23 protein-coding genes are annotated in these 19912 nt (G+C 72.5%); 2 read left to right on the top strand and 21 right to left on the bottom strand.

Going from position 1 to position 19912, the window contains the following annotated elements:
- Nucleotides 1-2: 2 nt before the first annotated feature.
- On the bottom strand, nt 3-656 hold the full coding sequence (tsaB, locus tag ACFW1A_RS16815; RefSeq protein WP_380409696.1) for a tRNA (adenosine(37)-N6)-threonylcarbamoyltransferase complex dimerization subunit type 1 TsaB: 654 nt from the start codon (nt 654-656) through the stop codon (nt 3-5).
- Nucleotides 657-799: 143 nt separating this feature from the next.
- On the opposite strand from tsaB, the gene ACFW1A_RS16810 reads away from it, so the two are divergent.
- Complete coding sequence (locus ACFW1A_RS16810) at nt 800-1363, top strand: hypothetical protein (RefSeq protein ID WP_380409693.1); 564 nt, start codon at nt 800-802, stop codon at nt 1361-1363.
- Here the strand turns inward: ACFW1A_RS16810 and ACFW1A_RS16805 are convergent.
- The 7 genes from ACFW1A_RS16805 to glmS all read right to left on the bottom strand — a co-directional run bounded on the left by ACFW1A_RS16805 (nt 1309) and on the right by glmS (nt 8535).
- The gene (locus ACFW1A_RS16805) at nt 1309-1536 is read right to left on the bottom strand and encodes a hypothetical protein (RefSeq protein ID WP_380409690.1); all 228 of its coding nucleotides are present in this window, start codon (nt 1534-1536) and stop codon (nt 1309-1311) included. The genes ACFW1A_RS16810 and ACFW1A_RS16805 overlap by 55 nt on opposite strands.
- A gap of 117 nt (nt 1537-1653) precedes the next feature.
- The gene (gene tsaE / locus ACFW1A_RS16800) at nt 1654-2151 is read right to left on the bottom strand and encodes a tRNA (adenosine(37)-N6)-threonylcarbamoyltransferase complex ATPase subunit type 1 TsaE (protein ID WP_380409688.1); all 498 of its coding nucleotides are present in this window, start codon (nt 2149-2151) and stop codon (nt 1654-1656) included.
- Between the two features lie 81 nt (nt 2152-2232).
- Nucleotides 2233-3501: an alpha/beta fold hydrolase gene (locus ACFW1A_RS16795; RefSeq protein ID WP_380409686.1), complete on the bottom strand. Its 1269-nt coding sequence runs from the start codon at nt 3499-3501 to the stop codon at nt 2233-2235.
- The gene (gene alr, locus ACFW1A_RS16790; protein ID WP_380409684.1) at nt 3498-4688 is read right to left on the bottom strand and encodes an alanine racemase; all 1191 of its coding nucleotides are present in this window, start codon (nt 4686-4688) and stop codon (nt 3498-3500) included. The genes ACFW1A_RS16795 and alr overlap by 4 nt, the downstream gene beginning before the upstream one ends.
- Before the next feature lie 123 nt (nt 4689-4811).
- Nucleotides 4812-6257, bottom strand: a complete 1446-nt coding sequence (locus ACFW1A_RS16785; protein ID WP_380409682.1) for an NAD(P)H-hydrate dehydratase — start codon at nt 6255-6257, stop codon at nt 4812-4814.
- A 39-nt stretch (nt 6258-6296) separates the two neighbouring features.
- Nucleotides 6297-6665, bottom strand: a complete 369-nt coding sequence (locus ACFW1A_RS16780) for a holo-ACP synthase (protein WP_380409680.1) — start codon at nt 6663-6665, stop codon at nt 6297-6299.
- A 13-nt stretch (nt 6666-6678) separates the two neighbouring features.
- Nucleotides 6679-8535 carry a glutamine--fructose-6-phosphate transaminase (isomerizing) gene (gene glmS, locus ACFW1A_RS16775; RefSeq protein ID WP_380409678.1) on the bottom strand — a complete coding sequence of 619 codons (1857 nt, stop codon included), beginning with the start codon at nt 8533-8535 and terminating at the stop codon, nt 6679-6681.
- A 100-nt stretch (nt 8536-8635) separates the two neighbouring features.
- On the opposite strand from glmS, the gene coaA reads away from it, so the two are divergent.
- Nucleotides 8636-9634, top strand: a complete 999-nt coding sequence (coaA, locus tag ACFW1A_RS16770; protein ID WP_380409676.1) for a type I pantothenate kinase — start codon at nt 8636-8638, stop codon at nt 9632-9634.
- 7 nt (nt 9635-9641) lie between these two features.
- Here coaA and glmM read toward each other — a convergent pair whose 3' ends face one another.
- From glmM to map, 13 genes are all read right to left on the bottom strand, one after another.
- Entirely contained in the window at nt 9642-11012 is a 1371-nt protein-coding gene (gene glmM, locus ACFW1A_RS16765) for a phosphoglucosamine mutase (RefSeq protein WP_380409674.1), read from the bottom strand.
- Nucleotides 11013-11196: 184 nt separating this feature from the next.
- Nucleotides 11197-11709 (bottom strand): 30S ribosomal protein S9, encoded by a 513-nt coding sequence (rpsI, locus tag ACFW1A_RS16760; protein WP_380409672.1) that lies wholly within the window; start codon nt 11707-11709, stop codon nt 11197-11199.
- 42 nt (nt 11710-11751) lie between these two features.
- Complete coding sequence (rplM, locus tag ACFW1A_RS16755) at nt 11752-12195, bottom strand: 50S ribosomal protein L13 (protein ID WP_380409670.1); 444 nt, start codon at nt 12193-12195, stop codon at nt 11752-11754.
- 223 nt (nt 12196-12418) lie between these two features.
- Entirely contained in the window at nt 12419-14083 is a 1665-nt protein-coding gene (locus ACFW1A_RS16750; RefSeq protein WP_380409668.1) for an ABC-F family ATP-binding cassette domain-containing protein, read from the bottom strand.
- A 42-nt stretch (nt 14084-14125) separates the two neighbouring features.
- Nucleotides 14126-15025 (bottom strand): tRNA pseudouridine(38-40) synthase TruA, encoded by a 900-nt coding sequence (gene truA / locus ACFW1A_RS16745; protein WP_380409666.1) that lies wholly within the window; start codon nt 15023-15025, stop codon nt 14126-14128.
- 87 nt (nt 15026-15112) lie between these two features.
- Nucleotides 15113-15622, bottom strand: coding sequence for a 50S ribosomal protein L17 (gene rplQ / locus ACFW1A_RS16740; RefSeq protein WP_380409664.1), 510 nt, complete (start codon nt 15620-15622; stop codon nt 15113-15115).
- Nucleotides 15623-15749: 127 nt separating this feature from the next.
- Entirely contained in the window at nt 15750-16772 is a 1023-nt protein-coding gene (locus ACFW1A_RS16735) for a DNA-directed RNA polymerase subunit alpha (protein WP_380409663.1), read from the bottom strand.
- 129 nt (nt 16773-16901) lie between these two features.
- Nucleotides 16902-17309 carry a 30S ribosomal protein S11 gene (gene rpsK / locus ACFW1A_RS16730; protein WP_030232513.1) on the bottom strand — a complete coding sequence of 136 codons (408 nt, stop codon included), beginning with the start codon at nt 17307-17309 and terminating at the stop codon, nt 16902-16904.
- Between the two features lie 72 nt (nt 17310-17381).
- Nucleotides 17382-17762 (bottom strand): 30S ribosomal protein S13, encoded by a 381-nt coding sequence (gene rpsM, locus ACFW1A_RS16725; protein ID WP_380409662.1) that lies wholly within the window; start codon nt 17760-17762, stop codon nt 17382-17384.
- Nucleotides 17763-17936: 174 nt separating this feature from the next.
- A complete protein-coding gene (rpmJ, locus tag ACFW1A_RS16720; protein WP_003956441.1) occupies nt 17937-18050 on the bottom strand; it encodes a 50S ribosomal protein L36 in 114 nt (37 codons plus the stop codon).
- Between the two features lie 61 nt (nt 18051-18111).
- On the bottom strand, nt 18112-18333 hold the full coding sequence (gene infA, locus ACFW1A_RS16715) for a translation initiation factor IF-1 (RefSeq protein WP_003956442.1): 222 nt from the start codon (nt 18331-18333) through the stop codon (nt 18112-18114).
- Nucleotides 18334-18486: 153 nt separating this feature from the next.
- The gene (gene mscL / locus ACFW1A_RS16710) at nt 18487-18912 is read right to left on the bottom strand and encodes a large conductance mechanosensitive channel protein MscL (protein WP_380409661.1); all 426 of its coding nucleotides are present in this window, start codon (nt 18910-18912) and stop codon (nt 18487-18489) included.
- 52 nt (nt 18913-18964) lie between these two features.
- A complete protein-coding gene (gene map / locus ACFW1A_RS16705) occupies nt 18965-19804 on the bottom strand; it encodes a type I methionyl aminopeptidase (RefSeq protein WP_380409659.1) in 840 nt (279 codons plus the stop codon).
- Nucleotides 19805-19912 lie beyond the last annotated feature (108 nt).

The raw sequence follows: 19912 nt of genomic DNA, 5'->3' as shown, positions 1-19912 counted from the left end.
CTTCACGCCGGCAGCACCGGCTTGTAGCCGGCCGGCACCTGGGCGTCGGGGCGGCGCAGGTAGAGCGGGCGGTTGGGCAGCAGCTCGCGGCCGGCCGCCAGCTCGGTGACGGCGAAGTCGGCCAGCGCGCCGGCCGACAGGTGCTCCGGACCGTGCGCGCCGGGGAAGGTGTCGGGGTAGAGCAGCGCACCCGCGCCGACCGAGGTCTGACGCGCGGTCAGGTCGCCCGGGCGGTCCACCGCCGGTCCGGCGGTGCGCCGGCCCTCGGCGTCGTAGTCGGCCCAGTAGACCTCCTTGCGGCGCGCGTCGGTGGCGGCGGTGAACGGACCGGTCAGCCCCTCGGCGCGGGCCCCGTGGGCGATCGCGTCCAGCGTGCAGACCCCGTGCACCGGCAGGCCGAGCGCGTGGCCGAGCGCGGCGGCGGTCACCAGGCCGACCCGCAGGCCGGTGTACGGCCCCGGGCCGACGCCGACCGCGAGCGCGGTCAGTTGCTCCTTGGCCACCCCGGCCTCGGCCAGCACCCGGCCGATCGCGGGCAGCAGCAGTTCGCCGTGCCGGCGGGCGTCGACCTGGTAGGTCTCGGCCAGCACGGCCGTCCCGTCGTGGACGGCGGCGGTGACGGCGGGGGTAGCGGTGTCGAACGCGAGCAGCAGCACGGGGTCAAGGTTAGAGGGTCGCCGCACCCGGCCATTTGTCCCGGTACGGAACACGCGTTCGTGAGGTCCCGACCCCACCCCCGGAACCTGGCACGATGGGGCGCACAGACCCCTGTGGACGACGGGAGCGCACGGTGCCGAGGATGAGCCCTGGAGTCACGGTGGCCGGACTGACGCTGGTGGCGCTCGCGCTGGTCGCCGTCCTCGCGGTCCAGGCCGAGGGCACCGCCCCGGCCGCGACCACCGCCCGGCCCGCCCCGGTGCCCAGCACCTCCGCCGCACCCTCGCCGAGCGCCCCGGCCGCCCCGAGCCTGTCCCCGCTGCCGCCCGCCGCCGCGGGCGGCAGCACCCGGCGGGTGGTCTACTCGATCGGCGCCAAGCAGGTCTGGCTGGTCGACCCGAAGAAGAACCCGCAGGTGACGGCGAGCTTCACGGTGGAGCCCGGCTCGGTCCACCCGGCCCCGGGCAGCTACACGGTGTACAGCCGCTCGGCCACCTCGACCGGGACCGACGGGCGCCAGGTCGAGCACGTGGTGCGGTTCACCCAGCAGAGCGGCACCGTCTTCGGCTTCAGCGCGGCGGTGGACGGCGCCACGCCGGCCGCCGACCCGAACGGGAGGACGGGCGGGATCCGGGAGACCCGGCCGGACGGTCAGACGCTCTGGGACTTCGCGCCGGCCGGCACCCGGGTGCTGGTGGTCGACTGATCGCGGGACGCGCTGCGGCGCTCCGGCGGGGTGCAGACGGCGGCGGCGCACGCACCGGCGGCCAGCAGCCGACTCATCGGGACGCTCCCCGGGGCCTCGGCCAGGGGGTCCCCCGCGGCGGCCTGCTCGGCGGCGCTCGGGCGGGGCGGGACAGGGGTGCTGCTCGGCGTCATGGCGAACTCCCTGGTTAGGTACCCCTAACTTCCACGGCCATCCCATCACGTCCACCGGCACGCCCGCAACAGGTTCCCGACACCGCGTCGGTAAAACGCCGTCAGTCGGACCGGGGCTCAGCCGAGCACGGCGAGGTCCACGTCGGCCCAGCGCGCGCCCAGACCGGTCAGCCGGACCCGGCGCGGGTCGCTGTCGTCCTCGGGGTCGGTGCCGCCGAGGGCCCGCTCGATCCGCACCTCCAGCCGGTTCTCCGAGAGCCCCTCGACCTTGCCCTCGCCCCACTCGACCACCACCACCGACTCCGGCAGCGAGACGTCCAGGTCGAGGTCCTCCATCTCGTCCAGCCCACCGCCCAGCCGGTAGGCGTCGACGTGCACCAGCGGCGGGCCGGCCACCAGCGAGGGGTGCACCCGGGCGATCACGAAGGTCGGCGAGGTGACCGCGCCGCGCACCCCGAGGCCCTCCCCCAGCCCCCGGGTCAGGGTGGTCTTCCCCGCGCCGAGCTCGCCGGACAGCAGCACCAGGTCGCCGGCCCGCAGCAGGGCGGCCAACCGCTTGCCGAGCCCGGTCATCGACTCCGGCGAGGCGACGGTGAGCGTGGTCTGGACGTCCATGGGGCTTCCTCGGCTGTGTCGGGCGTGGCTGGCGCGGGTCGGTCGGACCCAACGGTGCCACATCGGGCCGCCCCGCCGCGCTCAGCCCTCGGCCGGCTCCCGCAGGTGGGCCGGCAGCGGCAGGCCGGTGCGGCGGAGCAGCCCGACCAGCTGCCGGTTCACCTCGTCGGGGCGCTCCAGTTGGAGCAGGTGGCCGGTGCCCGGCAGCAGCACCAGCTCGGCGTCCGGCAGCGCGCGGGCGATCGCCTCGCTGTGCGCGGCCGGGGTGAGCAGGTCCTCGGTGCCGGCCATCACCAGCACCGGCAGCCCGGCCAGGGCGGCCAGCGCGGCGGTCTTCTCGTGCGAGGCGAAGACCGGGTAGAACTCGGCCACCACGTCGATCGGGGTGGCGTCCAGCAGCTGCTCCGCGAACCGGCCCACTGCCGGGTCCACGTCCCGGCCGCCGTTGCCGAAGGAGAACCGGCGGTAGAAGACCGCGGCCACGTCCGCGCCGAGCCGGCGGGTGGCCTCCACCAGGCCGACCTGACTGCCCAGCAGCCGCACCACACCGGGCCCGACCCGGCGCCACACCTTCATCCCGACCGGCGGCAGTCCCAGGTCCACCGAGTCCCAGTCGCCGGCCGAGGTGCCGAGCAGCGCCACGCCCACCACCCGGTCGCGGAACAGCCCGGGGTGCTGCTCGGCCAGCGCCATCACGGTCATGCCGCCCATCGAGTGGCCGACCAGCACCAGCGGCCCGGTCGGCGCCACCGCGTCCAGCACCGCCTTCAGGTCGCCGCCCAACTGGTCCACGCTGGCCGGCTGTCCGGCCAGGTAGGAGCGCGACCGCTCGGAGCGGCCGTGGCTGCGCTGGTCCCAGAAGACCAGCCGCAGCCCGTCGCGCAGCGCGGCCCGCTGGAAGTGGAAGCTGTCCTGGTTCAGGCAGTAGCCGTGGCAGAAGACCACGGTGAGCGGCTCCGGCCCGGTCGGCACCGGGGTGAAGACCAGCGGCGCGCGCTCGGTGCGACCGGCCAGCAGCGGGGGCACCGCGCTGCGGTCCACCGCACCGGGGCCGCCCGGGCGGGGGTGGGCGAACCAGCCGTGCCGCTCGCCGTTGCCGGGGTCGCCGCCCGGCGGGCCGTCCACCTCGACGTACAGTTCGGTGCCGTCCGCGGCCGCCACCGTGCGCGGCCGGCCGCGCAGCGAGCCGAACGGGGCCGCCGCGTCCAGCTCCTCGCGGGCCCGGCGGCGGGCCCGGCCCAGGGTGAGCCGCTCGATCGCCACGCCCGCGGCCGCGCCGGCGGCCAGCACGCCGACCGAGAGCCCGATCAGCCCGGCCCGGCCCGGCCCTCCCGGCGCGGGCTCGGTCACCGCAGGGCCCCGCTGCCGCCCACGTAACGGCGCGGCACCCGGGCACCGATCCGGGTGACGATCTCGTAGGAGATGGTGCCGCAGGCCCGGCCCCAGTCCTCGGCGGTCGGCTCGCCCCGTTCGCCGTTGCCGAAGAGCAGCACCTCCTCGCCGACCGCCGGGGTGTCGCCGCCCAGGTCCACCACGAACTGGTCCATCGCCACCCGGCCGGCCACGGTGCGCCACTTGCCGCCGATCTGCACCGGCGCGGTGCCGCTGGCGTGCCGCGGGATGCCGTCCGCGTAGCCGACCGGAACCAGGCCCAGCGTGGTCTCGCCCGCGGTGACGTAGTGGTGGCCGTAACTGACGCCGTGTCCGCCCGGCACCTGCTTGACCAGGGCCAGCCGGGCGCCGAGCGCCATCACCGGGCGCAGTCCGAAGTCCGCCGGGGCGCCGACCTCGGGCACCGGGGAGAGTCCGTACATGGCCAGCCCGGTGCGGACCAGGTCGTAGTGCGAGCCCGGCAGCAGCAGGGTGGCCGGCGAGTTGGCCAGGTGGCGCACCTCGGGCCGGACCCCGGCCCGCTCGGCGTAGGCCAGCGCGGTGGCGAAGGCGTCCTGCTGGGCCTGGATGGAGGGGTGGCCCGGCTCGTCGGCAGCGGCGAAGTGCGACCAGAGGCCGACCACGGTCAGCTCGCCGGCCGCCTCGGCGCGCAGCGCGGCGTCCACCAGGTCGGGCCAGTCGCGCGGCTGGCAGCCGTTGCGGCCCAGGCCGGTGTCGGCCTTCAGGTGCACCCGGGCCGGGACGCCGGTGGCGCGGACCGCGGCGAGCAGTTCGTCCAGGGCCCACTGGCCGCTGACCGAGATGTCCACGCCGGCCCGCAGCGCCTGTGCCCACGGGCCGCCCGGGGTCCACAGCCAGCACAGGATCCGTGCCTGCTCCGGGGCTATGCCGGCGGCGCGCAGCGCCAGCGCCTCCTCCGGGGTCGCCGTGCCGAGCCAGCGGACCCCGGCGGCCAGCGCCTCCAGGGCGCACGGCAGCGCGCCGTGGCCGTAGGCGTCGGCCTTGACGACGGCCATCACGTCGGCGCCCACCACCCGCTCGCGCAGCGCGGCGAGGTTGCCGCGCAGCGCGGCCAGGTCGATGGTCGCCTCGGCACGCAGTCCTTCGGCGAGCATGGCAGTCCCGGGCGTCTTCGCAGTTGTCATCACGCTCAGTCTCCCATCCCACCCGACACGCGCTCGTCACCCCCTGCTCCGCGGGCCCGGTCGGATGTCCTGACTTGTCCTACCGCAGTGTCCCCACAGCCTCCGGCGCCCGCGCACTCCGGGTCACCCCTGCGGGGAACCCCCTCGGCCGCCCGCCGCCTCGCGCCACGCCGCGGGCAGCGCGGCCGCCACCCCGCCCGCCGTGACCGGGGCGCCGGCCGCCGCGATCCGGCCCGCCAGCCCGTGCAGGTAGGCACCGACCGACGCGGCGTCGAACGCCCCCAGCCCGGCCGCCAGCAGCGCCCCCGTCAGGCCCGCCAGCACGTCGCCGCTCCCGGCGGTGGCCAGCCAGGCCGTGCCCGTCGGGTTCACCCGCGCGGCGCCGTCCGGTCGGGCGACCACCGTGGTGGATCCCTTGAGCAGCACCACCGCCCCGTACCGCTCGGCCAGCTCCCGGGCCCGCCGCAGCCGCTCCGCGGCCACCTGCTGCGCCGTCACCCCGTCCCCGAGCAGCCGGGCCGCCTCGCCGGCGTGCGGGGTGAGCAGGGTCGGCGCCGCCCGCCCGGCCAGCGCCCGCGGCCCCAGCCGGGCCAGCTCGGTCAGCCCGTCCGCGTCCACCAGCACCGGGACCTCGTCCGCCAGCGCGTCCGCCAGTGCCCCGGGCGCCTCGTCCCCGCTGCCCGGCCCGACCACCCAGGCCTGCACCCGCCCGGGGGTGAGCAGCACCTCGGGGTGCCGGCGCACCACCTCCTCGCCGGGCCGCCCCTGGTACCGCACCGCGCCCGCACCGCCGTGCAGTGCACCCGCCACCGCCAGCTGCGCGGCCCCGGGGTACCGCTCGGAGCCCGCCAGCACCCCCAGCACGCCGCGCCGGTACTTGTCGCTCTCGGCGCCCGGCCGGGGCAGCAGCGCCGCCACGTCCGCGTGCTGCAGCGCCTCGACGGGGGCGGCCGGCGGGCGCAGTCCGATCGGCACCAGCTGGACCGTCCCGGCGTAGCCCGCCCCGGGGTCGATCAGCAGCCCGGGCTTGTGGGTGCCGAAGGTCACCGTGACGTCCGCGCGCAGCGCCGCCCCGGCCACCTCCCCGGTGTCGGCGTCCACCCCGCTGGGCAGGTCCACCGCGACCAGCAGTCCGCTGCGTTCCGCCGCGGCGTACGGCGCGGCCGCCGGGCGCAGCCCGCCGCGGCCGCCGATGCCGACGATGCCGTCCAGCACCAGATCCGCCCGCCGGAAGTCGGCCAGGCCGACATCCTGATCCACGGTCGGACGACCACCCGCCGCCTTCAGCGCGGCCAGTGCGGCGGGGTGGGCCCGGTCGGGCGAGAGCAGCACGGCGGTGACGGCGGCGCCGCGGCGGGCCAGCGCGGCGCCGGCGAACAGGGCGTCACCACCGTTGTCCCCACTGCCCGCCAGCACCAGCACCCGGGCGCCGTAGACCCGGCCGCGGCGGCCGGCCAGCAGTTTGGCGCAGGTGGCGGCCAGGCCGGCCACCGCACGGTCCATCAGGGGCTGTCCGGCCAGCGCGGCTTCGGCGGCGCGGACCTGTTCCACGGTGTGGGCTTCACGCATGCCCCCGATCCTGCCCCAGGATCGCGACCGGCACCCCCGCTACCCCTCGGCGATCACCACCGCCGAGGCCACCCCCGCGTCGTGGCTGAGCGACAGGTGCCAGGACCGCACCCCCAGCTCCGCCGCCCGCGCGGCCACCGTCCCGCGCACCCGCAGCACCGGCCGCCCGGACGCCTCGCTGCACACCTCGGCGTCGTGCCACTCCAGCCCGCCCGGTGCCCCCAGCGCCTTGGCCAGCGCCTCCTTGGCCGCGAACCGCGCCGCCAACGAAGCGGCCGAGCGCCGCTCCCCCGAGGGGAGCAGCAACTCGGCCGGGGTGAAGAGGCGGTCCAGGACACCCGGGCGGCGCGCCGCCGACTGCTCGAAGCGCTCGATGGCGGCCACGTCGATTCCCACTCCGATGATCACCCGCCCACGGTACCTACTCGACCGTGACCGACTTCGCGAGATTGCGCGGCTGGTCCACCTCGTGGCCCTTGGCGGTGGCCAGCTCGCAGGCGAAGACCTGCAGCGGCACGGTGGCGACCAGCGGCTGCAGCAGGGTCGGGGTGACCGGGATCCGGATCAGGTGGTCCGCGTACGGCACCACCGCCTCGTCCCCCTCCTCCGCGATCACGATGGTCCGGGCACCGCGGGCCCGGATCTCCTGGATGTTGGAGACGATCTTGTCGTGCAGGATCGACCGCCCGCGCGGCGAGGGCACCACCACGACCACCGGCAGCCCCTCCTCGATCAGCGCGATCGGACCGTGCTTCAGCTCGCCCGCCGCGAAGCCCTCGGCGTGCATGTACGCCAGCTCCTTGAGCTTGAGCGCGCCCTCCAGCGCCACCGGGAAGCCCACGTGCCGGCCGAGGAAGAGCACCGAGCGCGCGTCGGCCAGCGAGCGGGCCAGCTCGCGCACCGGCTCCATGGTCCGCAGCACCTGCTCGACCTGCGTGGGCGCGTCGGAGAGCTCCTTGATGACCGCCCCGATCTCGTCGCCCCACTTGGTGCCGCGCACCTGGCCCAGGTAGAGCGCCACCAGGTAGCAGGCGACCAGCTGGGTCAGGAAGGCCTTGGTGGAGGCCACCGCCACCTCGGGACCGGCGTGGGTGTAGAGCACCGCGTCCGACTCGCGCGGGATGGTGGAGCCGTTGGTGTTGCAGATCGCCAGCACCCGGGCGCCCTGCTCGCGCGCGTGCCGCAGCGCCATCAGGGTGTCCATGGTCTCGCCGGACTGGGAGATGGCGATCACCAGGGTGCGGTCGTCCAGGATCGGGTCCCGGTAGCGGAACTCCGAGGCGACCTCGACCTCGCACGGGATCCGGGTCCAGTGCTCGATCGCGTACTTGGCGATCATGCCGGCGTGGAAGGCGGTGCCGCAGGCCACGATGACGACCTTGTCGACCTCGCGCAGCACCGCGTCCGGGATCCGCAGCTCGTCCAGGGTGAGCCGGCCGTCGGTACCGATCCGGCCCAGCAGGGTGTCGGCCACCGCCTTGGGCTGCTCGGCGATCTCCTTGAGCATGAAGTAGTCGTAGCCGCCCTTCTCGGCGGCCGACGCGTCCCAGTCCACGTGGTAGGCCCGCACCTCGGCCGGGGCACCGTGGAAGTCGGTCACCGTGACGCCGTCGACCCGCAGCTCGACCACTTGGTCCTGGCCCAGCTCGATCGCCTCGCGGGTGTGCGCGATGAACGCGGCCACGTCCGAGGCCAGGAAGTTCTCGCCCTCGCCGACCCCGACCACCAGGGGCGAGTTGCGCCGGGCGCCGACCACCGTGCCGGGCGCGTCCGCGTGCACCGCCACCAGGGTGAAGGCGCCGTCCAGCCGGCGGCAGACCACCCGCATCGCCTCGGCCAGGTCGCCCTCGAAGGCCTCGGCCAGCAGGTGGGCGACCACCTCGGTGTCGGTCTCCGAGCGCAGCGTGTGCCCCCGGTCGGCCAGCTCGGCGCGCAGCTGGGCGAAGTTCTCGATGATGCCGTTGTGCACCACCGCCACCTTGCGGTGGTCGTCCTGGTGGGGGTGGGCATTGGCGTCGGTCGGGCCGCCGTGGGTGGCCCACCGGGTGTGGCCGATGCCGGTGGTACCGGCGGGTAGAGGGGTTTCGGCGAGCGACTTCTCCAGGTTGACCAGCTTGCCCGCCCGCTTGTCGGCGGCCAGACTCCACTGCCCCGAGGAGTCCACCACCTGGACGGCCACGCCCGCCGAGTCGTATCCCCGGTACTCGAGGCGCTGGAGGCCCGCGATGACTACGTCAAGTGCGCTCTGAGAGCCCACATATCCAACAATTCCGCACATATGTGTGAGCATAAGGGCTGCTGGCTCTCACGCAGCTTGCGTGCAGGACAACAGCGGGTGACCGACGCCACAGGGACCCGGTGCCCCGGGACGGCCCACAATGGAGCATGTGCTGACCGAACTCTGTACCCCGGGCGCTCCCTCCGCGTCCACGCCGTCGCCGTCCCCGTACGTCGACCTCTCGCGGGCCGAGTGGAGCGCCCTGCGCAACCGGACGCCGCTGCCACTGAGCGCGGCCGAGGTGGAGCGCCTGCGCGGCCTCGGCACAGCACTGGACCTCGGCGAGGTGGAGGACGTCTACCTGCCGCTGTCCCGGCTGCTGAACCTCTACATCCACGCCACCCACGAGCTGCGCGGCGCGCTCGGCACCTTCCTGGACACCCCCGACACCGAGCGGACCCGCACGCCGTTCATCATCGGCGTGGCCGGCTCGGTGGCGGTCGGCAAGTCCACCTCCGCCCGCCTGCTGCAGGCCCTGCTGGCCCGCTGGCCCGAGCACCCCCGGGTCGAGCTGGTCACCACCGACGGGTTCCTGCTGCCCAACGCCGAGCTGCGCCGGCGCGGCCTGATGGCCCGCAAGGGCTTCCCCGAGTCCTACGACCGGCGCGCCCTGATGCGCTTCGTGGCCGACGTGAAGGCCGGCAAGGAACAGGTCAGCGCACCGGTCTACTCGCACCTGGTGTACGACATCGTGCCCGACGAGCGGCTGACCGTGCAGCGCCCGGACATCCTGATCGTCGAGGGCCTGAACGTGCTGCAGCCCGCGCTGCCCGGCACCGACGGCCGGACCCGGCTCGCGGTGGCCGACTACTTCGACTTCTCCATCTACGTGGACGCGCGCACCGACGACATCGAGAACTGGTACCTGTCCCGGTTCAAGAAGCTGCGCGACACGGCCTTCCAGGACCCGAACTCCTACTTCCGCCGGTTCACCGAGGTGCCGGAGGAGGAGGCGATGGAGTACGGCCGCCAGGTCTGGCGCACCATCAACAAGCCCAACCTGCTGGAGAACGTGCTGCCCACCCGCGGCCGGGCCACCCTGATCCTGCAGAAGGGCGCGGACCACAAGGTGCGCCGCGCCCTCCTCCGCAAGCTCTGACCCGGGGTCAGGAGGCGAGCTGCTCCCGGACCACCCCGGCCAGCCGCTCGGCCACGGCCCGGGCCTGGGCCTGGTCGGCCGCCTCCACCATGACCCGCACCAGCGGCTCGGTGCCGGACGGGCGCAGCAGCACCCGGCCGGTGCCGCCGAGCTCCTCCTCGGCCTCCTTGACCGCGGCGGCGAGCTCGGCGCAGTCGTTCACCCGGTCCTTGTCCACGCCCTTGACGTTGATCAGCAGCTGCGGCAGCCGGGTCATCACCGCGGCCAGCTCGGCCAGCGGCTTGCGGGTGGCCGCCAGCCGGGCGCCCAGCATCAGGCCGGTCAGCGTGCCGTCGCCGGTGGTCGCGTGGTCCAGCAGGATCACGTGGCCGGACTGCTCGCCGCCCAGCGCGTAGCCGTGCTCCTTCATCGCCTCCAGCACGTAGCGGTCGCCCACCGCCGTCTGGACCAGGCCGATGCCCTCGCGCTCCATCGCCAGCTTGAAGCCCAGGTTGCTCATCACGGTGCCGACCGCGGTGTTGCGGCGCAGCGTGCCGGCCTCGCGCATGGCCAGCGCCAGGATCGCGATGATCTGGTCGCCGTCCACCTCCTCGCCGTCGGCGTCGGCGGCCAGGCAGCGGTCCGCGTCGCCGTCCAGCGCGATGCCCAGGTCCGCCTTGTGCTCGCGCATCGCCTGCTTGAGGCCGTCCAGGTGGGTGGACCCCACGCCGTCGTTGATGTTCAGGCCGGTCGGCTCGTCGCCCAGGGTGAAGACCACCTCGGCGCCGGCCCGGGCGAACGCCTCGATGGCCACCTTGGCGGCCGCGCCGTGGGCACCGTCGATCACCACCTTGACGCCGTCCAGCCGGTTCGGCAGCACCGCGACCAGGTGGGCGACGTACTTGTCGAAGCCCTCGGTGTACTCGTGCACCCGGCCCACCCCGGCGCCGGTCGGGCGCGGGCGGGCGGGCGACACGCCGTCCCGGGCCCGGTGGTAGTCGGCCTCGATCGCGTCCTCGACCGCGTCGTCGAGCTTGTGCCCGCCGCGGGCCAGGAACTTGATCCCGTTGTCCGGCATCGCGTTGTGGCTCGCCGAGAGCATCACGCCGAAGTCGGCGCCGAGCGCACCGGTGAGGTAGGCCACCGCCGGGGTCGGCAGCACGCCGACCCGCAGCACGTCCACGCCCGAGCCGGCCAGGCCCGCGATCACCGCGGCCTCCAGGAACTCACCGCTGGCCCGCGGGTCGCGTCCGACCACCGCCACCGGGCGCCGGCCGCCGAAGCCGCCCGCATCGCCCAGCACGTGCGCGGCGGCCATCGACAGACCCAGCGCGAGTTCGGCGTCGAGGCCCTCGTTGGCCACACCGCGTACGCCGTCCGTACCGAAGAGTCGTGCCACTGTCCCGTCCTTCGTTGGGAGGCACCGGTCGGCGCTGTGGGCATCCGACCGGCGACAGAGGTATCCCTGGCCGCCTGACCGGTCCAGGGAGCACAACGCCCCGGGGCACGAGGAGTGCTCCGGGGCGTGAGTCCCACCATCGGGGTGCGCACCAGCGGGTGGTACGCACCCCGGCGGTGCGAATTTAGCGCTTGCTGTACTGCGGCGCCTTGCGGGCCTTCTTGAGACCGGCCTTCTTGCGCTCGACGGCGCGGGCGTCACGGGTCAGGAAGCCGGCCTTCTTGAGGGCGCCGCGGTTGTTGTCCACGTCCGCCTCGTTCAGGGCGCGGGCCACGCCGAGGCGCAGCGCGTAGGCCTGACCGGACACGCCGCCACCCGCGATGCGGGCGATGACGTCGTAACGGCCGTCCAGCTCGAGGAGCTTGAAGGGCTCGTTCACGGTCTGCTGGTGCACCTTGTTGGGGAAGTAGTTCTCCAGGGTGCGACCGTTGATCTTCCACTTGCCGGTGCCGGGGACGATGCGCACGCGGGCGATCGCCTCCTTGCGGCGGCCCAGGCCGGCGCCGGGGATGGCCTCGGCGAAGCGGCCGGCGGCCGACTCGGACGAGTAGGAGGTCTCCTCCTCGGAGGTGTACTCGGTGAGCTCCTCGTCGAAGTCGACGTCAAGGGTGGTCTCGATGGCAGCGTTCTCGGCCACGATGTTCCTCAGCTTTTCTTAGTTAAGGGCTTGTGGCCGGGATTACTGCGCGACCTGGGAGATCTCGAACGGCACCGGCTGCTGGGCAGCGTGCGGGTGCTGGTCGCCCGAGTAGACCTTCAGCTTCGAGAGCATCTGGCGGCCCAGGGTGTTCTTCGGGACCATGCCCTTGATGGCCTTCTCGACGGCCTTCTCCGGGTTGTTGGCCAGCAGGTCGTCGTAGCGCACGGAGCGCAGACCGCCCGGGAAGCCGGAGTGGCGGTACGCCAGCTTCTGCTGCTTCTTGTTACCCGACAGGTGCACCTTGTCCGCATTGATGATGATGACGAAGTCACCCATGTCCATGTGCGGCGCGTAGGTGGGCTTGTGCTTGCCCCGCAGGAGGTTGGCGGCCTGGGACGCCAGACGGCCGAGCACGACGTCGGTCGCGTCGATGACGTGCCACTGACGCTGGACGTCGCCGGGCTTGGGGCTGTACGTACGCACGGTCGTAGCCTTCGCTTTTCAGTGAGTGAGTCCTGACAGGAGCACCTGTTCGAGTGGATCAGCCTGACTCCACTTGGACGCAATCAAGAGGAAGCCGCTGGTCATCGACCCGGTGTCTCCGGCGTACCGACCTCTCACGTGAGATGGAGCGAGCCAATACGCACAACAAGGGCCAACGATACCCGTCCGCCGACCCAACTCCAAAACGCGGCCGCGCCGGAACTCAGCGCTCCCGCTCCACCCGGCGCTCGTCCCACACCGGTTCGGGCGACTCGTAGACCCGTCCGTCGGTGCCGAACACCAGGAACCGGTCGAAACTGCGGGCGAACCAGCGGTCGTGGGTCACGCAGAGCACCGTACCCTCGAAGGCCTCCAGACCCTCCTGCAGCGCCTCGGCACTCTCCAGGTCCAGGTTGTCGGTCGGCTCGTCCAGCAGCAGCGCCGTGACCCCGTCCAGCTCCAGCTTGAGGATCATCAACCGGGCCTGCTGGCCGCCGGAGAGCGACTCGAACTTCTGCTCCTCCTGCTTGTCCAGCTCGTAGCGGCGCAGCGCGCCCATCGCGGCCCCGCGGCTGAGCGCGTGCTCCTCCTCGATGATCGAGCGCACCGTCCGCCCGAACAGCTCCGGGTGGGCGTGGGTCTGCCGGAAGTGGCCGGGCACCACCCGGGCGCCGAGCTTGAAGCCGCCGTTGTGCCGCACCGTGTCGTCGCCGGCCAGCAGCCGCAGGAAGTGCGACTTGCCGGAGCCGTTGGAGCCCAGCACCGCGACCCGCTGGCCGTAGTAGACCTCCAGGTCGAAGGGCTTCATCAGGCCGGTCAGCTCCAGCTGCTCGATGGTCAGCGCCCGCACGCCGGTGCGCCCGCCCTTGAGCCGCATGGTGATGTTCTGCTCGCGCGGCGGCTCCTCCGGCCGGCCGGCCTCCTCGAACTTCTTCAGCCGGGTCTGCGCGGCCGCGTAGCGGGTGGCCAGCGCGTGGCTGACCGAGGCCGCCTGACGCAGGTTCACCACCAGTTTCTTGAGCTTGGCGTGCTCCTCGTCCCAGCGCCGGCCGAGCTCCTCGAACCGGGCGAAGCGCTCCTTGCGGGCCTCGTGGAAGGAGTCGAAGCCGCCGCCGTGCACCCAGACCGAGCTGCCGCCGCCACCGAAGCCGGACTCGATGCTGATGATCTTGTCGGCGCAGCGGGAGAGCAGCTCGCGGTCGTGCGAGATGAACAGCACGGTCTTCGGGGAGGCCTTGATCGCCTCCTCCAGCCAGCGCTTGCCCGGCACGTCCAGGTAGTTGTCCGGCTCGTCCAGCAGCAGCACCTCGTCCGGGCCGCGCAGCAGGCACTCCAGCACCAGGCGCTTCTGCTCGCCGCCGGAGAGGGTGTTCAGGCCGCGGAACTGGGCCCGGTCGAACGGCATCCCGAGGGCCGCCGTGGTGCAGACGTCCCAGTCGGTCTCGAAGTCGTAGCCGCCGGCGTCCGCCCAGTCGGAGAGCGCCTGGGCGTACGCCATCTGGCTCTTCTCGTCGTCCTGGGCCATCATCGCCAGCTCGGCGGCGTCCACCGCCTTGGCCGCGACCGCGATCCGCGCGGGGGCCACCGAGACCAGCAGGTCCCGCACCGAGGCGTCCGGCGGCAGCGCCCCCGGCGTCTCGCGCAGGTCCTCCCGGCCGGTGGTGCCGACGAACTGGCGCATCACGCCGAGGCCGCCGCTGACCGTCACGGTCCCGCCGTGCGGCTGGGTGTCCCCCGCGATCATGCGCAGCAGGGTGGTCTTGCCGGCCCCGTTGGCGCCCACCAGTGCGACCGCGGCGCCCTCGCCGACCCGGAAGGACGCGTCGTCGAACAGCACCCGCCCGTCCGGCAGGTAGTACTCAAGGTGCGAAATCTCGACGTGTCCCATGGCCCGGAATTCTCCCTACCGCGGGCCCGGGGACCAAACGGATTAGCCCTGTCCGGGCAACGTGCGCAGTCGGCGGGCCAGTCGACCGCGCTCGGCCAGCTGGTCGTCCGGCGGGTAGCCGACCTCCTCCAGGGTCAGCCCGTACGGCCGGATCACGTTGACCGCGCTGTTGCGCACCCCACCGGCCAGCACCTCGCCGGGGAACTCCACCGGCCGGTGCCCGTCGCCGACCAGCAGCATCGCGCCGACCAGCGCGCGCACCATGTTGTGGCAGAACGCGTCGGCCCGCACCGTGGCCACCGCCAGCGAGCCCTCCTGGGCCGCGTACGGGTCCATCGGCACCCGGTCCCAGTGCAGCTCCAGCAGGGTGCGGATGGTGGTCGCACCCTCGCGCTTCTTGCAGTACGCGGCGAAGTCGTGCTCGCCCAGCAGCAGCGCGGCGGCCTCGTTCATCCGGTCCAGGTCCAGCGGGCGGTCGTGCCAGAGCACGTGGCCGCGCAGCAGCGGGTCCACCCCGCCCTGGTGGTCGGCCACCCGGTAGGCGTACCGGCGCCAGACGGCGGCGAACCGGGCGTCGAAGCCGGCCGGGGCCTCGCCCAGCCGGAAGACCCGCACGTCGGCCGGCAGCCGCCCGGCCAGTCGGCGCAGCAGCTTCCCGCCGTGCTGCTCCCACAGCTCGGCGGGCAGGTCGACGTGCGCCACCTGGCCGCGCGCGTGCACCCCGGCGTCGGTCCGTCCGGCCACCGTGAGCGGGAACGGCTCGGGGCTGCGGGTGACGATCTGCAGCGCGCTCTCGATCTCCTCCTGCACGGTGCGCCGCCCGCGCTGGCGGGCCCAGCCGGAGAACTCGGCCCCGTGGTAGGCCAGGTCCAGCCGGATCCGCCGGTGGCCCTCGGCCGGGCCGTCCTTCGCGGGCGCCGTCTCGGCGCACTCCAAAGCCACTGTCTCCCCAACTCCCAACAGACAAAAGGGAACGGGCCCGCTCCCCCGCCGAAGCGGAGGGGCGGGCCCGTCACGCACCTACCGGTGTCAGGCCTGCTCGGCCTCGTCGGCCGGCGCGGCGTCGGCCGGAGCCTCGGCAGCGGCGGTCTCCTCGGCGACCGGGGCGGCAGCGGCCTCGGCGTCCTTGGCGGAGCGCTTGGTGGCGGCCTCGGCCTCGCCGACCGCGGTCTGCGCGACGGTCAGCGCCTCGACCAGCTCGATCACGGCCATCGGGGCGTTGTCGCCACGACGGGGCATGATCTTGGTGATCCGGGTGTAGCCACCCGGACGGTTCTCGTAGCGCGGCGCGATCTCGGTGAAGAGGGTGTGCAGCACCGAGACGTCGGTGATGGTCTTGCGCACCAGGCGACGGTTGTGGATGTCGCCCTTCTTCGCCTTGGTGATCAGCTTCTCCGCCAGCGGGCGCAGGCGGCGGGCCTTGGCCTCGGTGGTGGTGATGCGGCCGTACTGGAACAGCTCACGGGCCAGACCGGCGAGCAGCAGCGGCTCGTGGGACGGGCCGCCGCCGAGGCGGGCACCCTTGGTGGGACGCGGCATGGATTACTCCTCGAATCTCCGACTTGCGGCCGTGTCAGGTACCGCAGCGGGCGTGGCAGCACTGTTGCCGCCACGACTTGGCATGAAGCGGGGGCGATCCTCGCGGACCGCCCCCGATCCAAATCTCTTAGTACTGCTCGGTCTCGGCGTAACCCGCGTCGTCCAGGTCGTCGGCGCCGAAGGCGTCGGCGGCCGCGGTCGGGTCGAACCCGGGCGGGCTGTCCTTGAGGGCCAGGCCCATGCCGGCCAGCTTCGCCTTGACCTCGTCGATCGACTTCGCACCGAAGTTGCGGATGTCGAGCAGGTCGGCCTCGGAGCGGGCCACGAGCTCACCCACGGTGTGGATGCCCTCGCGCTTGAGGCAGTTGTAGGAGCGGACCGTGAGCTCCAGCTCCTCGATCGGCAGCGCCAGGTCGGCGGCCAGGGCGGCGTCCGTCGGGGACGGGCCCATGTCGATGCCCTCGGCGTCGATGTTCAGCTCGCGGGCGAGGCCGAACAGCTCCACCAGGGTCTTGCCGGCCGAGGCCATGGCGTCGCGCGGACGCATGGCGGGCTTGGTCTCGACGTCGACGATCAGCTTGTCGAAGTCGGTCCGCTGCTCGACACGGGTGGCCTCGACCTTGTAGGTGACCTTCAGCACGGGGCTGTAGATCGAGTCGACCGGGATCCGGCCGATCTCCTGGCCGGACGCCTTGTTCTGCACGGCGGAGACGTAGCCGCGACCGCGCTCGACGGTCAGCTCCATCTCCAGCTTGCCCTTGCCGTTCAGCGTGGCGAGGACCAGCTCGGGGTTGTGCACGTCGACACCGGCCGGGGGCGCGATGTCGGCGGCGGTGACCACACCCGGGCCCTGCTTGCGCAGGTACATCACGACCGGCTCGTCGTGCTCCGAGGAGACGACCAGCTGCTTGATGTTCAGGATGAGGTCGGTCACGTCCTCCTTGACGCCCGGCACGGTGGTGAACTCGTGCAGGACACCGTCGATCCGGATGCTGGTGACAGCAGCGCCGGGGATCGAGGAGAGGAGCGTGCGGCGGAGCGAGTTGCCGAGGGTGTAGCCGAAGCCCGGCTCCAGCGGCTCGATCACGAACCGCGAGCGGTACTCGTCGACAACCTCTTCGGTCAGCGAGGGACGCTGAGCGATCAGCATGTTTTCAGATCCTCCAGTTGTACTCGGCACCCACTATTTGATGCCGAACAAGACCAGCGTACGGGCTCCCGCCTGAAACGGGAGCCCGTACGTGGTTAAGACACTCGCACCCGAAGGCGACGCGTCAGGTCAGACGCGGCGACGCTTCGGCGGGCGGCAGCCGTTGTGCGGGGTGGGGGTGACGTCCTGGATCGAGCCGACCTCCAGGCCGGTGGCCTGGAGCGAGCGGATCGCGGTCTCGCGGCCGGAGCCCGGACCCTTCACGAAGACGTCGACCTTGCGCATGCCGTGCTCCTGCGCACGACGCGCGGCGGCCTCGGCGGCCATCTGCGCGGCGAACGGGGTGGACTTGCGCGAGCCCTTGAAGCCGACGTGGCCGGCGGAGGCCCAGGAGATCACGTTGCCCGCGGGGTCGGTGATCGAAACGATGGTGTTGTTGAACGTGCTCTTGATGTGAGCGTGCCCGTGAGCGACGTTCTTCTTTTCCTTGCGGCGGATCTTCTTCGCGCCGGCAGCCTGACGACCCTTGGGGGGCATAAGTCTGTTCTCCTACTGAGGTGGTCGGTCCGCTAACCCGCGGGCCGGAGGGATGTCCGGTTAACGGGCGGACTACTTCTTGCCCGGCTTCTTCTTGCCGGCAATCGCGCGACGCGGGCCCTTGCGGGTACGCGCGTTGGTGTGGGTGCGCTGACCGCGGACGGGCAGGCCGCGGCGGTGACGCAGACCCTCGTAGCAGCCGATCTCGACCTTGCGGCGGATGTCGGCCGCCACCTCGCGGCGCAGGTCACCCTCGACGCGGAAGTTCGCGTCGATGAAGCGCTGCAGCGCGACCAGGTCGTCCTCGGTGATGTCGCGGACGCGGATGTCGGGGTTCACGCCCGTCTCGGCCAGCGTCTGCTGGGCCCGGGTCCGGCCGATGCCGTAGACGTACGTGAGGGCGATCTCGATCCGCTTCTCGCGGGGGAGATCAACGCCGGAGAGGCGTGCCATTCATGGCTCCTGGGTTGTTCTTCAGAGGTCTTACGCGCTACCTACTCGGACACCTCGCGGTGTGCGAGCCCCGGCCTCTGCGCCGGGGGTGGCAGTCCGTCCCACCGGGACGGATCGGGCAGCCCGTTTATGACAGTGCGCGTCGCGCGAAGTACTACGAGAAATGCGGGACGATCAGCCCTGGCGCTGCTTGTGGCGCAGGTTGTCGCAGATCACCATGACCCGGCCGTGACGGCGGATCACCTTGCACTTGTCGCAGATCTTCTTGACGCTCGGCTTGACCTTCATGACTCTGGTCCTCCGGGTCTAGATCTGACGTTTTTGCCCCTCGCGGAGCAAGCAAATGGAACTACTTGTACCGGTAGACGATCCGACCACGGGTCAGGTCGTAGGGGCTGAGCTCCACCACAACCCGGTCATCCGGAAGGATGCGGATGTAGTGCATGCGCATCTTGCCGCTGATGTGCGCGAGGACCTTGTGACCGTTCTGAAGCTCGACTTTGAACATGGCGTTCGGAAGAGACTCGATCACGGTGCCCTCGATTTCAATGGCGCCTTGCTTCTTGGCCATGAACTGCGAGATCCACCCTTCGGGACCGGCTACCGTATGCGGAACGCTCGTGCGAACCAGCCTTCACCTCGAACCGATGCGGTCGAGGGCGTGCCGAGGCACGCTACGAGAGAGCCGACGGTCCATCTTACACGACCTCGAACGTGACCCTGTTCAGTGCTGGACCGGCACGGCGACCGGGTGCACCTGGGCGGTGCAGGCCGAGCAGCGGCTGGCCGCCTCCGGGATCTCGGTCAGGCACTCCGGGCACGGGCGCTTGGGGGTCTTCGGCTTCTTCGGCAGGTAGCGCGCGCTGGCCTTGGTGACCGGCAGCACCACGCAGAAGTACAGCACCGCCGCGGTCAGCACGAAGGAGATCATCGTGTTGACGAACTCCCCGTACGGGAACTTCACGTTCGCCACCGTGAAGGTCTTGCTGCTGTAGTCACCGGCCGCGCCGGTGACCACACCGACCAGCGGGGTGAGGAACGCCTTCACGAAGCCGTTGACCACACCGGTGAACGCGGCGCCGATCACGATGCCGACGCCCATGTCCACGACGTTGCCGCGCATCATGAAGTCGCGAAAGCCCTTGAGCACTGTTACCCCTATTGTCCGATCCCGCTCGCGGTCGAGCCCGGACTATACCGGGTCAGCCCAACGGGTCGGGGGCGGCCGTCACGCCGAGCGCCGCGAGCTGCGCCTTCCCGCCGTCGAAGGCGGTGAGCACCAGCGGGCCCTGCTCGGTCACGGCCACCGAGTGCTCCCAGTGCGAGGCCCAGGTGCCGTCGTTGGTCACCACGGTCCAGTCGTCCTCCAGCACCGAGGTGTGCGGGGTGCCCAGCGAGACCATCGGCTCGATCGCCAGCACCGTGCCGGGGACCAGCTTGGGGCCCTTGCCGCGGCCGCGCTCGACGTAGTTCAGCACGTGCGGCTCCATGTGCATGGCGGTGCCGATGCCGTGCCCGCCGTAGCCCTCGGTGATGCCCCACTTGCCCTTGGGCGGCAGCGGCTGGCGGCGGATGAAGCCCTCGATCGCCTTGGAGACGTCGACCAGGCGGTTGCTCTTCTTCATCTGCGCGATGCCAGCCCACATCGAGCCCTCGGTCACCCGGGAGAGCATCTCCACCTCGGGCGCCACCTGGCCGACCGCGACGGTGATCGCCGCGTCGCCGTGCCAGCCGTCCACGATCGCGCCGCAGTCGATGGAGATCAGGTCGCCCTCCTGCAGCACCCGCTCGCCCGGGATGCCGTGCACCACCTCGTTGTTCACCGAGGCGCAGATCACCCCCGGGAACCAGAGCCCGCCGTGGTGGGCCCGGAAGTTGGAGGTGGCGCCGTGCTCGCCGATCACCTTGTCGGCGATGTCGTTGAGCTCCTGGGTGGTCACCCCGGGGGCCACCGCCGCGCGGCAGGCCTTGAGCGCCTCGGCCACGACCAGCCCGGCGACGCGCATCTTCGCGATCTGCTCGGGGGTCTTGATCTCCACCATCTGGCCAACGCCTTTCGTCGGTATGTTCCCGCCGGGTCCTTGCCCGGCGGCCGTTCCACTCCCCCACGGTACGACGCCGCACGGCCGCGGCTCCCCGGTTCGGGGTGC

Source organism: Kitasatospora sp. NPDC058965, assembly GCF_042741245.1.
In the GTDB taxonomy this organism is placed as follows: Bacteria; Actinomycetota; Actinomycetes; order Streptomycetales; family Streptomycetaceae; genus Kitasatospora.
The sequence above is the reverse complement of the archived record's forward strand: the minus strand, read 5'-3'. Positions and strand labels throughout refer to the sequence as shown.

Coding starts and splice junctions, on each gene's coding strand:
- ACFW1A_RS16810 (WP_380409693.1), top strand. CDS start 800: ATGAGCCCTGGAGTCACGGTGGCCGGACTGACGCTGGTGGCGCTCGCG.
- ACFW1A_RS16805 (WP_380409690.1), bottom strand. CDS start 1,536: ATGACGCCGAGCAGCACCCCTGTCCCGCCCCGCCCGAGCGCCGCCGAG.
- tsaE (WP_380409688.1), bottom strand. CDS start 2,151: ATGGACGTCCAGACCACGCTCACCGTCGCCTCGCCGGAGTCGATGACC.
- alr (WP_380409684.1), bottom strand. CDS start 4,688: ATGACAACTGCGAAGACGCCCGGGACTGCCATGCTCGCCGAAGGACTG.
- ACFW1A_RS16785 (WP_380409682.1), bottom strand. CDS start 6,257: ATGCGTGAAGCCCACACCGTGGAACAGGTCCGCGCCGCCGAAGCCGCG.
- glmS (WP_380409678.1), bottom strand. CDS start 8,535: ATGTGCGGAATTGTTGGATATGTGGGCTCTCAGAGCGCACTTGACGTA.
- coaA (WP_380409676.1), top strand. CDS start 8,636: ATGGAGCATGTGCTGACCGAACTCTGTACCCCGGGCGCTCCCTCCGCG.
- ACFW1A_RS16750 (WP_380409668.1), bottom strand. CDS start 14,083: ATGGGACACGTCGAGATTTCGCACCTTGAGTACTACCTGCCGGACGGG.
- rplQ (WP_380409664.1), bottom strand. CDS start 15,622: ATGCCGCGTCCCACCAAGGGTGCCCGCCTCGGCGGCGGCCCGTCCCAC.
- ACFW1A_RS16735 (WP_380409663.1), bottom strand. CDS start 16,772: ATGCTGATCGCTCAGCGTCCCTCGCTGACCGAAGAGGTTGTCGACGAG.
- rpsK (WP_030232513.1), bottom strand. CDS start 17,309: ATGCCCCCCAAGGGTCGTCAGGCTGCCGGCGCGAAGAAGATCCGCCGC.
- rpsM (WP_380409662.1), bottom strand. CDS start 17,762: ATGGCACGCCTCTCCGGCGTTGATCTCCCCCGCGAGAAGCGGATCGAG.
- rpmJ (WP_003956441.1), bottom strand. CDS start 18,050: ATGAAGGTCAAGCCGAGCGTCAAGAAGATCTGCGACAAGTGCAAGGTG.
- infA (WP_003956442.1), bottom strand. CDS start 18,333: ATGGCCAAGAAGCAAGGCGCCATTGAAATCGAGGGCACCGTGATCGAG.
- map (WP_380409659.1), bottom strand. CDS start 19,804: ATGGTGGAGATCAAGACCCCCGAGCAGATCGCGAAGATGCGCGTCGCC.